The following is a 13,425-nucleotide window of genomic DNA, read 5'->3' on the forward strand; positions in this document are numbered from 1 at the left end:
GGTGCGTGCCTGGCAAATCAGCCCTGAGTGTTGACGACATTGCCGCTCAGCTCCTTGAGCTGCTTGGTAAGGTTGAGCAGTTCTTCCGGTGGGATCTGCCGGATGATTTCATCGGTATTGCTGTCAACGATCGAGACCACCAGCTGCTCGCTCCCGGAGTCCCGTTCGAACCGGACGCTGTACAGGCCGTCCTCGGTAATAGTCTTGATCTGGCTGAGCAGTTCCTCCGGCTGCATCTTGTTTTCCTGAGGACTGCTTTGCGGCTGCTGGCTGTCCTGCCGTTGCCGCACCACCTGCTGAGCCGGTTCGTTGGCTCGGGGAGGAGTGAAAACTGTTGCGCCCATGGTGTCAATATTCATCGTGCTGCCTCCAGCGTAGTGAGAAACACATCAAAGCCGGGGGACCAAAGTGGTCCCCCGGGGGAAGATACATTAGCCGAGCAGGCTCAGGGCCAATTGCGGACTCTGATTGGCCTGGGCCAGGATAGAAATTCCGGCCTGGGCGAGAATGTTCTGCTTGGTCATGTTGGAGGTTTCCTGCGCGATGTCTGCATCCAGGATCCGCGACCGGGCAGCCGATATATTTTCGGAGATATTCTGCAGGTTGGCAATAGTGGATTCAAAGCGGTTCTGAAGAGCACCAAGGTTACCCCTCTCTTCATCGATTTTACCTATGGCTTTATCGATAATATCGATGGCATCCTGAGCGCCTTCCTGGCTGCTGATATTCACCGCCGAAATAAATTGACCTTGAGCAGCAACGTTGGTATCTGCATCGACATTAAAAATGGATCCGGCTGCAGCTGCCACACTTGAGGAAGCAAAGAACGAGGCGTTTGATGTCAACTCGATGGTTCCGGCGACAACCGTGGAATTATTCCCACCTTGCGTCAACTCTACAGCGGTACCGTCTGCAGGACCGGCAACATTAATGGTTTCACCACTGCCGCCGCTGTGGTCAAATCCGGTAATATGAATATTTTTTCCTTCGGTCTGCGTCAGGGTGATCTCGCCACCGCTGAATTGGGCAGTGATACCGGTCGTGCCGGAGCTGTCATTGATGACTCTGGCCAGATTTTCCAGGTCTCCATCGGTGACGGCTGCGGATACTGTTGCCTCGGCACCATCACTGTCCAGGGTCAGGGTAACCGTTCCGGAAGCACTGAGGCCAGAGAGGGTAGCTGTTGTTCTCGCTGTTGCTTCAACTCCGGTATTTGCAGATTGTTCGTTTATTGAGTTGGCAATCGCCTCAGCGGTGGCACTGGCCACCACGGACACTTCTTCACTGCCGCGATTACCGGCAATGGTCAGGGTCTGTGCGCCAATAGTGTTGTTTGCCACCCGAGCGTTGGCGGCTGCTGCTGCGGAACCACTGCCTTGATTGGCCGTTTCATTGACGGAGGAATCAACATAGCGGCCAAGGTCACCCGCACGCATGGAGCTTATGCCGATGTTGATAGTTTCATTGGCATTGGCACCGACCTGGAACTGCTGCGTGATGAACGAGCCATCCAGGATGTTGAGGCTGTTGAAGGTGGTGGTGTTGGCGATCCGATCCATCTCGCTTTTCAACTGATTGACTTCAGACTGAAGGGATGCCCGGTCGGATGAAGTGTTGGACGCATTGGCCGATTGGACGGCCAACTCACGCATACGTTGGAGAATATTGGTGCTTTCCTGCATGGCCCCTTCCGCGGTCTGGGCCAGGGAAATACCGTCGTTAGCGTTGCGAGCGGCCTGATTAAGGCCGCGGATTTGCGAGGTCATCCGGTCAGTAATCGCCAGACCGGCGGCATCGTCCTTGGCAGAGTTGATCCGCAGACCACTTGAGAGACGCTGCATGGAGTTTGCCAGGTTGTTCTGGGTTGCCCCGAGATTGCGTTGAGCGTTGAGAGAAGCTACGTTTGTGTTGATTGTCAGTGCCATGATATTCCTCCATGAATATTATGTTGGCTTGTCTTCTTGCGGCATCCTTGCCGTTTTTTTGCGATCCAGCTGTACTGTGTTTTCAAGTGCCGCCGATTGGCGCCTCCTGAGCTAATGATTATCTGTTTTATGTCAATGGTCGGTTGTGGTTTGTCGAGGGCGTCATGCCCTTGATGTATGTATCGAACCGACGGTGAGAAAACTTTAGTTTTTTTTATAAATAAAAAATTTTTCTGTTTCCGGCAGAAACTCACCCCCGTGGGTGATGGTTATTGCCAGGTTCCAGGTATGATATATTCCCGCGGTTCCTTGAGGCGCAGGGAGGCGGCTTCTTCCCAAAGCAATCGGTCGGCATACCCATTGGCCAGAAAACGATTGGTGACCAGACCGCTGTGCCCCGGCGGTTGTTCGCTTGCCAGGGTGCTTTCCGTGATAATGGCGGAGTTTTCCCTGTTATACTGAAATATGAGGATTTTCATGGGCTGATTCTCGGATGAAAGACCCGGAGGGGCAGAGACCCCTCCGGATCAGGAAGGCGAGGGGAGAGCGGCTTATCCCTGCAGGAGCTGCAGGGCGAGTTGCGGAGTCTGGTTGGCCTGGGTAAGGATGGACACACCGGCCTGCTGGAGAATGTTGTTTTTGGTCATCTCCGAGGTTTCCTGGGCGATATCCGCATCCCGGATCCGTGAGCGGGCCGCGGTCAGGTTCTCGGCCACATTCTGCAGGTTGGCGATGGTCGATTCGAACCGGTTCTGGAGTGCACCCAGATCCCCCCGCTGAGCATCGATCTTGCCGAGGGCGGCATCAACAATCTTGAGGGCGTCGTTGGCGCCGAGAATGTCACTGATATCAATAGCTGTCACTTCCTCGAGGATGGCGATGACCGTGTCACCGGCAGCGAGGTTGTTGAAAACGCTGCCATCGGCGGCACTGACGCTGGATGTTGCCGTATAGGAATCCTGGGAAGACAATTCAACCGTACCAGTGGCAACGGTACTACCATTGGTATTGTCTAATGTTGCCGGGTTGGTGTCCGTACCGGTTATCTGAATTACGCCGGCTCCGTCGGAGTGGGTGAAGCCGGAAATCTCAATATTTTTGCCTTCTGCCTGAACAAGTTGCAGGGAGCTGCCTTCGAGATAGGCCACCACCCCGGTGGCACCGCTCTGGTCATTGATGACCGCGGCCAGGTTGCCCATATCCGTGGCGGAAACAGCAGCGTTCACCGTGGCTGTATTGCCGCCACTGCCAATGGTCATGGAGACAATACCATCAGGTACCAGGTTGCCAAGGGTTACCGTGGTACGGGCAGTGGCGGTGACTCCAGTCTTGGAAGCATTGTTGGTGATCTGGGTGGCAATATCCCAAGCAGTAGCGTTGGCCTCAATGGGAATATCTGCCGCGCCTCTGCTCCCGTTGATGGTGAGGTCCTGCGCGGGGACGGTGTTGGTGATCGGGTCCGGAAGAGTGGCGGCCGGAACCGTCACCGAACCTGTGCCTGCGTTGGGTTGAGTGTTAACGGCGTCGGGAGCATCAAGGGTGTATCTTCCCAGGTCATCGGCGGACATGGATTTGATGGACACACCGATGGTCTCGTTGGCATTGGGGCCAACCTGGAACTGTTGGGCGACAAAGGTGCCGTCCAGGATCTTGAGGCCGTTGAAGGTGGTGGATTGGGCAATGCGGTTCATCTCCGTCTTCAGCTGATTGACCTCGGCCTGGAGGGCGGCACGGTCGGCGGCGGAGTTGGTGGCATTGGCGGCCTGCACGGCAAGTTCCCTGATACGCTGCAGGATGTTGGTCGATTCCTGCATGGCGCCTTCCGCGGTCTGGGAGAGGGAGATGCCGTCGTTGGCGTTGCGGGCCGCCTGGTTGAGGCCGCGGATCTGGGAGGTCATCCGGTTGGAGATGGCCAGGCCGGCGGCATCATCCTTGGCGGAGTTGATGCGCAGGCCCGAGGAGAGCCTTTCCATGGACGTGGCAAGGTCTCCCTGGGAACGGCCCAGATTTCTTTGAGCATTCAGGGACGCGACGTTTGTATTGATCGTTAAAGCCATGGTTTCCTCCATGAATTTCTTAGCCTCGGTCGTCCAGAGGTTGACCTGGGGGCTAACGATACAAACGTAACTGTACTCTCAATGCTCAATGCTGTACTGTCTCTCGATACGCTTTTCGGACAGTGCTGCGTAGAGCTTAAGTTTTTTTTTAAAAAAAGAAGTGGCCTGAAATGGCGGCCTTTTTTTGAGGAAAGATTTTTTTGTCGGCGGTTCGTGCTTCATCGCACAAACCTGTGCGGGATCCGTGTGAGCAAAAGATACAATCGTTTACCCGCCCTCGCGCCTGGGATGGATCTGTGGGGTGGGATGAATTGCCACGGGATGGATATGCAGAGACAAGAGCGCTCAGACCTGCTCCTGGACAAAGGGCACGCCTGAATGCTTATTTTGTTTCGACCTTCGGCAGTGGCGTGCGGGTATCGTAGCAGGAGTCTTCCAGGATCACCTGCATGGCTCGGTTGGTTTCCGGCGCATACAGGATGGGGCCGGAGAGGTTGAGGGTGATGTCCTTATTTTCCAAGACCGAGACAATGGCCAGCACAAAACAGGTGCCCTGGGGATCGATGCCCAGTTTCTCACGTTCTTTGTCGTCCGGCAGGACGACATAATCGAGGAAAAAGTTGGTCGGGTCGGTGACCACGAAGGCGAAGGCCGGATCATCAATGGATTGAATCCAGAATAGGGGGCCTTGCTTTTTGTTGGGTATGACCAGGAAGCGTTTGAGCTGATCCAGACCGATCAGGCCATCAGGAAAATGAATCACATTGGACGGATCGTACTCCACTTCACCAAAACGGGTGTGTATGGTTTTCATTTTTTTAAGGTCCTGTCTGCAAGCTTGTCACTGAGGATATCCAGGTCGGTCATGTTCCAGCCGGCCGCAGCGTCAATGTTTTCCTGGCGGATACGTTCAAAGACCTCTTGACGGTAGATCTTGGTGTCACGGGGCGCATCGATGCCTATGCGGATGCCGCCACTTTTCATCTCAATGATTTTGATCGTGATATTGTCCCCGATGATAATACCTTCACCGGGTTTTCTGGTCAGCACCAGCATACGTACACCTGCTCAAAGTTCGGGACAACGATCCGGGATCGCAATGTCGAATAATCGGCATGCCGCGGAGGGTTCAATCCCCAACACAACGTCATTGGCCTGCGGAGTGGGAAAAATATTGGCCTACTATCCTGCAAACAGATGGAAAAGGCAAGCGTTTTGATTGGTTGGCTGGATCAGAGATAATCGAGGATGGAGAGTCGGGAGACCTTGGCCGTGACATTAAGCGCAGCCTGGAAAGCGGTTTCCTGCTGGACAATGGCGTTGAAGGTCTCGATGGCGTCGGCATCCTCATACCGGGACAGGATTTGTTTGAGGTCGATGCGCACTCCCTGCTGGTAGTCCATGGCGGTTGCCACCCGGTTGGCGAGATTACCGAGTTTGGAGCGGAGTCGGCGGTTCTGTTCCGCTGCCCCCTCCAGGTCGGCCATGCTCTGTTGCATGGCTGCCGGGTCATTGGTACGAATCGCTTCCTCGGCCCGGGTCAATTCGGCGAAAAGGTCGTAGCGACCGGCCTCGATACTGTTGGGGTTGTTCGGGTCCCAGGTGGTGGTACCAAAAAAAAGTTCGTTGCCGGTGAGATTGACCTGGATCAGTTCGCCGGGGGTAATCTCCAGGGAGGTGGCATTTTCATCGCCCTGATAAAAGACCGGCCAGGTGGTTGAGTCACCGGGATCGTAGAGGTCGGGATCATAGGCCGGGTTTTCAACAAAGGGCCGGGTATCCTCGCGATAGCCGGCAAACAGGTGTTTCCCATCCACGGTACCGTTGGCGGCATCGAGCAGTTCCCGGCGCATTTGCACCAGTTCGTCGGCCAGGACGGTCCGGTCGGCATCGTTGAGCGAGCCGTTGATGGCATTGGTCATGATCTCCTTGGCCCGCTGCATGATGTTTTCCACATGGTTCAGGTGCCCATCGGTGGCCTGCATGGTATCCAGGGACTTGCCCATCGTTTCCAGATAACGGTCGACATTGGAGATCTGTTTGCGGGTATTGAGCACCGGGCGGATCGAGGCCGGATTATCGGAGGGGACATTGAGTTTTTTGCCCGTGGCCCCGATGCGGCGTAGTTCTTCCAACTGGAGGGCCACATCATTGAGACGAGAGCCGAGCATTCTGTAAGTGGTTTCCTGGGTGGCTTTCATATCTTACCTCTTGAGCTGGAGCAGGGCATTCATCATTTCATCGACCGTGGCCAGAAATTTGGCCGAGGATTCAAAACCGCGCTGAAAGCGGATGAGGTCGATCATTTCCTCTTCCAGCGAAACCCCTGAGTAGCCATCACGCAGATTCTGCAGTTGGATGACGGCATCCTTGTTTCCGGTCAGCGCCAGTTTGTTCCGCGAGGCTTCGATGCCGACCGTGGCCACCATCTGACTGAAAAAACTGTCAAAGGTGTCGTTGGTTCCGGGTATTGCATGGGTCGTCTCCAGGCGGCCGATGGCCAGGGCGGTCTCGTTGTCGCCGGGAGCAGCGCTGTCCTGGCCGGCGGCGGCTACATACCGACCGTCCGTGAAGGCCATGGCCACATGGCGGGCAGCATTTTCCATCACCGGCGGGCCGGTCAGGTCGTTGAAAAAGAGCTGGCCGGTGGCCGGATTACCGCTGACCGGATCAATGAACCAGCCGGTGGTGTGGACATCGTTGACCGCACTGGTCAACTCAACGGCCAGGGAGTCGAGGTCGCTGCGCAGATCGGCAATGAACACATCCCGCATCTCGAACATGCCCTTGAACCTGCCACCAAGGTTTTCAAGGTCCAGATCAATGGTATTGCCGGCGGCAACCAATTGCAGGTCGACATCGGAGCCGCTGGTCACGGTCTGGATGGACATGGCCATATTGCCCTGCACCAGGGGCAGGCCGCCGGGCAACATCACGGCGAGCATGCCGCGATTGTCGGTATAGGTCTTTACCCCCAGCATTTCGGAGAGATCCTGAACCAGGAGATCACGCTGATCGCGGGCCGCGTTGGCGGTCTGGCCGGATATTTCCACCAGGCTGATCCGCTGGTTGAGGTTGGCGATTTCCCCGACTTTTTCATTGAGGTATTCCACCTCGGAGATGATTTCGGTGTTCATGTTCCGGGTCACTGTGTCCAGTTCGTCGGTGAGGCCGCGAAAAGCGTCGCCCAGGAGTTTACCGCGCTGGACAACCACGTCCCGTTCCACCTGACCGCTGGGATTGGTGGTCAGTTCCTGCCAGGCATCAAAAAATTTATCAATTTCGCCGGCAAGATTGTCGCCGGCGATACTGAAAATCCGTTCGAGTTGGGTCAGGGATCCGGAGCGGCCGGTTTCCGTGCCGAATTCAATGGTTTTATCCTGGAGTTGCCGGTTGATGAACACACTGTAATCCCGGGTGACATTGGAGACCGTCACTCCCTGACCGATGAAGAAGTCACCGAAATTGACCGCCGGGATCTGCGTCAGGTCGGCGCGTTGCCGCGAATACCCCTCGGTATTGACGTTGGCAACGTTGTTGCCGACAATCTCGATTGATTTCTGGTTGGTGAGCAGGCTGGTTCTGCCGGAATTGAGTGCGTTGAGCAGGCTGGTCATGGGGGTACCGTATCCAATCCATGCCCCGAGCCGACGGAAAAGGCCGCGGGAGGGGCTTTGGTAGCTTACGTTTCCGGGCGGTGATCATGCGCACAGAGACGGTTTGTCAGGTACTGTTGTATCGGTTGAATCAGCGGTGGACTTTAGAAGGCTGGAGAAAAAAGAAGGCTGACTGCAAGGCAGGGACAAAAAACGAAGGGATCTGCCGCCAGGGGGAGAAGCCGGCAAAAGAGGGGAAGGGGATCAGATACGACCGGAGAGCAGGCGGCCATTGATGGCGTTGTTTTGTGAGACCCCCTGTTGGCTGTAGGTTACCGGCACAGTCTTGCGGCCGAAGAATTCCATGGTTTCCTGAATCCAGTTGAGGGAGGCACGAAAAAGGAATGCATTACGCCGATTCTCTTCTTGTATCTCACGGGCATAGGGCTCGTCGTCCGGGTGGAGACGGTCGACTTTGTTGAGCATACCGATGAGGGCTTCCTTGCGTATGACATCAGCGGCCATCGCTTCCAGATCCAGTGCCTTGGCATGCTCGCGTTCATCGCGGATGGTATCGCGCAGTTGGCACAGCAGATCGCGGACGGTTTCACGGTCCATGGTTGTCATCCTTCCACCAGAAATTTCATCAGGCTGGCGGCAACTTTGTTGAGGTCCGGTTGATACTGGCCACTGGCGACCTGCGCTTTGAGCGCCTGAACACGGGCAGCCCGTTCGGGGTCTTCCACCTTGGGCCCAGTCTGGGCAGCGGTCGCCCCCTGGAGGGCGGAGGAGAAACTGGGTCCCTCTTTCCCTTCGGTTTTGGTGGTTTTCTGCGTTTCACCGGGTCGGTGCACCTTGTTTGGTCCCCCGATCTGCCCCATTCCGTTAACTCCGAAAAAATTCACGGTCATCACGTTCACCTGTCAGATAAATGTATCAGGCCACAGCCTTGGATTCCGCCACCCAGGCATCCAGTTTTTCCATCACCGCATCGTAGGTCTGGTAGGATATATCCGGCAACCAGTCACCAAAGGCTTTTTTTGCCTCGGCAAACCCTTTGTCGATTCCTTCCTTGATCGCTTCAATGCGAGATGGGTCCCCGCCGGCTGTGCCCACGGCAAATTGGAAAATCCGGTCGGAGGTCTGTTCCACACCAAAATATCCGTCGTCACTGATCAGTTCGCGAGCCTTTTCGGGCGTCAGCGCAGCGATGTCGATCTCTTTGTCGCCAATGGCGATCTTGGTGTGTATGCCTTGCTCTTGGAGCAGGTTGGCTACCAGGTTTTGCAGCATCCCGTATCGCGCCCTGTCAGCGGCGTGCAACTGGGCAGCGCCGGAATACGTGACAGTTGAGCTGGACTCGCTTCGCAGGTTGACCCGGTCTGATACATCGGGCCCTGGGCTACGTTCATTGCCCTTGGGGAGATGTTCAATCTCCATTCCCCTGTTATTCGGGTTGATCAGCGAGTTGGGAATCCGGTTGTGACTGATGCCTTGTACCATGTTGTTCTGCCTCCCTGCAGTGTTTGCGGGGCCTTCCTGGCCCGGTTGAACAGGAGAAATTCTTTCCTGTTCTTTTCTATCGGCAGCGCGGCAAAGAAACTTTACCCTTCTTCTTGTTTTTTTTTACTTCTCGCCGAGATCCTGTTGCAGGACGCATGCGAGCACTACTTCAAAGGGGGCAGATGCTGTTCCATCTGCGTATACATCTGTTCGGCCAGGCCGGTACTCTGGTGATGGGCTATTTTGGTGGCGATTTCCATGTCGAGCATGTCCCGATAAAAATCCGTGGTGGTGTTCTCCTCGAATAGTTCACTTTCAGGAACGGTTTTTCGCATGGATTGAAACAAGGACTGAAGGAAGAGCGCTTCAAAATCCCGGCACGATTTTTTCAGTGATTCCCTGTCTCGCAAAGCATGGTTGATATCTGGTTCCCGAGAAACGGGAGGAAGCAGGATCATGGGGTCCAAGGTGGTTTTCATAAGCGCATTATTACCTGTGCAGAGTTGAACAAATGATGGGCAGGCGGCCACGGGTTGCCCATTTCCTTATGATTCCGAAGATTCGCAAAGAGAGCGCCTGCGGGGGCGGCCGTGTTTGCACCAAGCTTAAAGGATGACGAGTTCGCCGTGCAATGCCCCGGCTGCCTTGATAGCTTGAAAAATAGCGATCAGGTCCCTGGGCGTGGCGCCGATGGCATTGAGGGCTTTGGCGATTTCACCGATATTGACCCCCATTTCCATGACCACCAGATTTCCCTCGTCCTCAAGCAAATCAATGGTTGTTGCCGGAGCGGCCACGGTGACACCGTCGCTGAGAGGGTCGGGCTGGGAAACCTCGATGGACTCGGAAATGACCAGATTGAGATTGCCATGGGAGACCGCCACGGTGGAAATGCGCACATTCTGCCCCATGACAATGGTCCCGGTTCGTTCATTGAGCACCACCCGCGCGGGCGTATCCGGTTCGATTTCTATTCGTTCCAGGTCAGCGATAAAGGTGACCAGGTCCCCTGTGTAGGTCGGAGGTTTGCGGACGTGCACGGTTCGGGAATCTATTGAGCGGGCAGTTCCTTCTCCGAACGAGCCGTTAATGGCATCCGTCATCCGGGTGGCGGTGGTGAAGTCGGTTTCCCGCAGCTGAAAAAGCAGATCACCCGAGGGCGGCAGGGCATAGTTGACTGATCGTTCGACAATGGCGCCACCGGTGACCCGGGCGGCGGTGGGGAAATTTTGCTGCACTCTGGCCGCCCGTCCACCAAAGGCAATGCCCCCCACCGCCAGCGGTCCCTGGGCAACGGCATAGGTGATACCGTCCGGTCCTTTGAGGGGCGTCATCATCAGGGTGCCACCGGAGAGGCTGGACGCGTCGCCGATGGAGGAAACCATGATATCAATGGCCGACCCTGGACGGGCGAAGGGGGGCAAATCAGCGGTGACAATAACCGTGGCGACATTTCTGGTACGTAGCTGCCTGAGTAGGTCAGGAGTCAGACTCATCCCCACACGTTTGGTCATGTTGATAACGGCCTGTCTGGTAAAGACGGATCTTCTGATATCATCGCCGGTGCCGTTGAGGCCTATCACCAGTCCGTAGCCAATGAGGTGGTTGTCACGGACTCCTTCGATATCCGCCAGGTCTTTAATGCGGGTGGCATGGGCAAAGGGGCAAAGGACCAGAAAGAAAAGCAGAAAAACAGAGACTGGTATCAGGTTTCGCGGCATGATTGGGTGTCTCCTGGAGCAGCCCGTCTTCAGAAGGGCCAGGTATTGTCGAAAATGCGCATCAGCCAGCCGGGTTTCTGTTTGTCGGAAACCGCCCCCTTACCGGTGTAGGCGATCTGCGCATTGAGAATATTGCCCGAATCTATGGTGTTATCGGAATTGACATCAAAAGGACGAATAATGCCGGTCAGGTAGATGATCTGACTTTCATTGTTGACAGTCACCGACTTGCCCCCCTGGATTTTCAGGTTGCCGTTGGGGTAGACATCAATCACCTGCGTGGTGAGGGTCGCCACCAGATTTTCCGAGCGGGTGGTCTTGCCTCCTCCGGAAAAGGAATTGTTGAATGAAGCGTCCACCAGGGCACTCATGTCCAGGTTGGGATTTTTATCTTCAAGAATCCTTTCGTAGCCAAACAGGCTGGATATGCCGGCGCTCATTCCGGAGGAGCGATCGGTGGCCGTGCTGGCCTCCTTGGAAGCGCTGGCCTTCTCCTGAATGATAACCGTGACGATATCACCGATGCGACGGGCCTTGATGTCAGCCAGCAGGTTGCTTTCGTCATCAGTCCACAGTGAGCCAGGGGAGAGCCTTTGGGGAGCGGTCACCACGGGTTCGGTAAAAGGGTCGGGCAGGACGATGACTTCCTGAGCCTGGCGGGCGCAACTGCTCAGCAGGGTCAGGTTGAAGACCAGCAGGAATGTGATCCAGAATCTCTGGCGCTGGGTTGCCGCGGAACCTTGGTGGCGGTGAGGTGTATCGTGCATGACTAAAACTCCACGGAAACCATGCCTGGTCCGTCGACCCGGCAATGAATCAGTTTGTTGGAGGCGATATTGCGAACCCGAATTTGTTCGCCCAGGCCGCCGTCATCCCTGGCGATACCACTGGTGGATATGTACAGACTCCCTTTACGGGCATGAATTTTGACCATCTCTCCTTCCTTGACAACGGGCGGCACGGTGATGTGGACCTCTTCGATGACCCTGCCGGCATTGACGGTCCGTGTCATCTGCATGCCGACAATCTCCTCCTTGTCGAGAATCGGGCGATCCGGCCTGGAGAGTACCTGCCGTTCCATGGTGATATTGTCCTTGGTAATCAGGTCGCCCCGGTGGAGGGTGGTGACGGCGGTGGGAACTTCCGCGATAACCTCCAATCGGCCGCTGATGATGCAGTTGCCCGCGGGTGCACCGTCCACGGTGAAAAAGATGGAAAAGCTTGTGCTGTTGATGATGCCGGGTCGGGAGGGAGTCACCGACCAGTTGATTTCGCCCCAGGGAAGGACCAATTCCTCGGGGGCCCGCAACGGGGTGAAGCGGATTTCTCCCCTGGGCAGTCTGTGGGCGTTTTCAAGGAGATACTCGCCGATGATTTCCCCCATTTTGTCGTGATCGACACGGAATCCCCTGCGGTGAACCAGAATGGATTCACTGCCCATCCATTCGACTTCGGCGACCTCCGCGCGATTGCGTAGAGACGTGATGACCGAGGCCGTGTGGACTCGTCTGGTCCCTCCCGGAGCCGGCGCCGAGGCCACCGGCAGGGCGCCGATGGCCTCGGCGCCGGCCTCGGGAACGATGGCGGCAATATCCGCCAGCACGATTCTGTTTCCGGTCACCACGGCTTCGCTCTGGAAATGAACCGATACTCGGGCCGCGGCCGGAGCAGCAGTGATCAGAAGGCAGGGAAGGAGAACAAACAGGAACAGGTTCTTCACGGTATCACGCCATGTTGTTAACGGTCTGCATCATTTCGTCCGAAGTGGAAACCACTCGGGAGTTGATTTCAAAGGCCCGTTGGGTGGTGATCATGTACGCGATTTCCTCCACCAGGTTGACATTGGAGTTTTCCACGTAGCCCTGCAAAAGGGTCCCATAGCCATCATTGCCCGGAATACCGATGATGGCGGCTCCGGAGGCCTCTGTTTCCCGAAAGAGATTGCGGCCGATGGCGAGCAGGCCAGCCTCGTTGACAAAATCGGCAAGGTCGAGGTCGCCAAGTTCGATCGAGATGGTGTCGTCGCCGAGAATGGCGCTGACCACGCCGGTTTCACTGATGGTGATCTGCCGGGCATCCTCGGGAATAATAATTTCCGGATCAATGGGGTAGCCGTCCGAGTTGGTCAGGCGGCCTTCACCGTCCAGTTTGAGGTTGCCGGCCTTGGTATAGGCCAGATTGCCGTCAGGCATAATGACCTGAAAGAAGCCGGGGCCCATGATGGCTACATCCAGGGGATTTTCGGTCTGGACAATGTCCCCTTCGGTGAAGACCTTGGTTACCGCCGCGGGTTTGACTCCCAGGCCGACCTGGATACCGGTGGGCGCCATGGTGTCCGGCGAGGTCGGACTGCCGGGAACTTTCATGATCTGATAGAGCAGATCCTGAAAATCGGCCCGGCTCTTTTTGAATCCAGTGGTGGATACATTGGCCAGGTTGTTGGCGATGACATCCATGTTCAGGTCCTGGGCCGACATGCCCGTGGTTGCTGTCCAGAGTGATCGCATAAACGGCGCCTCTTGGTGAAGATTGACTTTATCCTGAATCCGTGAAGGCTGGATTCTTGTTTTGGAAATATTTTGCTGTCATCAGATTGTACTTGCAGCAAAATCCTTTGGTAATA

At 55.9% G+C, this 13,425-nt stretch carries 16 protein-coding genes and 1 pseudogene; all 17 read right to left on the reverse strand.

Annotated features, from left to right (window positions below):
- Positions 1–17: 17 nt before the first annotated feature.
- The 17 genes and pseudogenes from JWG43_RS09970 to flgG all read right to left on the reverse strand — a co-directional run bounded on the left by JWG43_RS09970 (position 18) and on the right by flgG (position 13,309).
- Positions 18–359, reverse strand: a complete 342-nt coding sequence (locus JWG43_RS09970) for a flagellar protein FlaG (RefSeq protein ID WP_205242774.1) — start codon at positions 357–359, stop codon at positions 18–20.
- Positions 360–431: 72 nt separating this feature from the next.
- Complete coding sequence (locus tag JWG43_RS20225; RefSeq protein WP_371925172.1) at positions 432–809, reverse strand: flagellin; 378 nt, start codon at positions 807–809, stop codon at positions 432–434.
- A gap of 372 nt (positions 810–1,181) precedes the next feature.
- A pseudogene (locus JWG43_RS20230) lies at positions 1,182–1,925 on the reverse strand (flagellin N-terminal helical domain-containing protein); the annotation flags it as partial.
- 269 nt (positions 1,926–2,194) lie between these two features.
- Positions 2,195–2,404 (reverse strand): hypothetical protein, encoded by a 210-nt coding sequence (locus JWG43_RS09980; protein ID WP_205242776.1) that lies wholly within the window; start codon positions 2,402–2,404, stop codon positions 2,195–2,197.
- A 72-nt stretch (positions 2,405–2,476) separates the two neighbouring features.
- The gene (locus tag JWG43_RS19905) at positions 2,477–3,982 is read right to left on the reverse strand and encodes a flagellin (protein ID WP_205242777.1); all 1,506 of its coding nucleotides are present in this window, start codon (positions 3,980–3,982) and stop codon (positions 2,477–2,479) included.
- A gap of 382 nt (positions 3,983–4,364) precedes the next feature.
- Entirely contained in the window at positions 4,365–4,796 is a 432-nt protein-coding gene (locus JWG43_RS09990; protein WP_205242778.1) for a flagellar assembly protein FliW, read from the reverse strand.
- Entirely contained in the window at positions 4,793–5,038 is a 246-nt protein-coding gene (csrA, locus tag JWG43_RS09995; RefSeq protein ID WP_205242779.1) for a carbon storage regulator CsrA, read from the reverse strand. The genes JWG43_RS09990 and csrA overlap by 4 nt, the downstream gene beginning before the upstream one ends.
- A gap of 176 nt (positions 5,039–5,214) precedes the next feature.
- Positions 5,215–6,183: a flagellar hook-associated protein FlgL gene (flgL, locus tag JWG43_RS10000; protein WP_205242780.1), complete on the reverse strand. Its 969-nt coding sequence runs from the start codon at positions 6,181–6,183 to the stop codon at positions 5,215–5,217.
- Between the two features lie 3 nt (positions 6,184–6,186).
- Positions 6,187–7,599: a flagellar hook-associated protein FlgK gene (gene flgK / locus JWG43_RS10005; protein WP_205242781.1), complete on the reverse strand. Its 1,413-nt coding sequence runs from the start codon at positions 7,597–7,599 to the stop codon at positions 6,187–6,189.
- Positions 7,600–7,842: 243 nt separating this feature from the next.
- Complete coding sequence (locus JWG43_RS10010) at positions 7,843–8,196, reverse strand: flagellar protein FlgN (RefSeq protein WP_205242782.1); 354 nt, start codon at positions 8,194–8,196, stop codon at positions 7,843–7,845.
- Between the two features lie 5 nt (positions 8,197–8,201).
- A complete protein-coding gene (gene flgM, locus JWG43_RS10015; protein ID WP_205242783.1) occupies positions 8,202–8,489 on the reverse strand; it encodes a flagellar biosynthesis anti-sigma factor FlgM in 288 nt (95 codons plus the stop codon).
- 25 nt (positions 8,490–8,514) lie between these two features.
- On the reverse strand, positions 8,515–9,081 hold the full coding sequence (locus JWG43_RS10020) for a hypothetical protein (protein ID WP_205242784.1): 567 nt from the start codon (positions 9,079–9,081) through the stop codon (positions 8,515–8,517).
- A gap of 164 nt (positions 9,082–9,245) precedes the next feature.
- Positions 9,246–9,560: a rod-binding protein gene (locus tag JWG43_RS10025; RefSeq protein ID WP_205242785.1), complete on the reverse strand. Its 315-nt coding sequence runs from the start codon at positions 9,558–9,560 to the stop codon at positions 9,246–9,248.
- A gap of 126 nt (positions 9,561–9,686) precedes the next feature.
- Entirely contained in the window at positions 9,687–10,802 is a 1,116-nt protein-coding gene (locus JWG43_RS10030; RefSeq protein WP_205242786.1) for a flagellar basal body P-ring protein FlgI, read from the reverse strand.
- A 29-nt stretch (positions 10,803–10,831) separates the two neighbouring features.
- Positions 10,832–11,569 carry a flagellar basal body L-ring protein FlgH gene (locus tag JWG43_RS10035; protein ID WP_205242787.1) on the reverse strand — a complete coding sequence of 246 codons (738 nt, stop codon included), beginning with the start codon at positions 11,567–11,569 and terminating at the stop codon, positions 10,832–10,834.
- Between the two features lie 2 nt (positions 11,570–11,571).
- Positions 11,572–12,522, reverse strand: coding sequence for a flagellar basal body P-ring formation chaperone FlgA (flgA, locus tag JWG43_RS10040; protein ID WP_205242788.1), 951 nt, complete (start codon positions 12,520–12,522; stop codon positions 11,572–11,574).
- A gap of 4 nt (positions 12,523–12,526) precedes the next feature.
- On the reverse strand, positions 12,527–13,309 hold the full coding sequence (flgG, locus tag JWG43_RS10045) for a flagellar basal-body rod protein FlgG (RefSeq protein WP_205242789.1): 783 nt from the start codon (positions 13,307–13,309) through the stop codon (positions 12,527–12,529).
- Between the last annotated feature and the right edge of the window lie 116 nt (positions 13,310–13,425).

Origin of the sequence: Desulfobulbus alkaliphilus (assembly GCF_016918545.1) — a bacterium.
Classification (GTDB): Bacteria; Desulfobacterota; Desulfobulbia; order Desulfobulbales; family Desulfobulbaceae; genus Desulfobulbus; species Desulfobulbus alkaliphilus.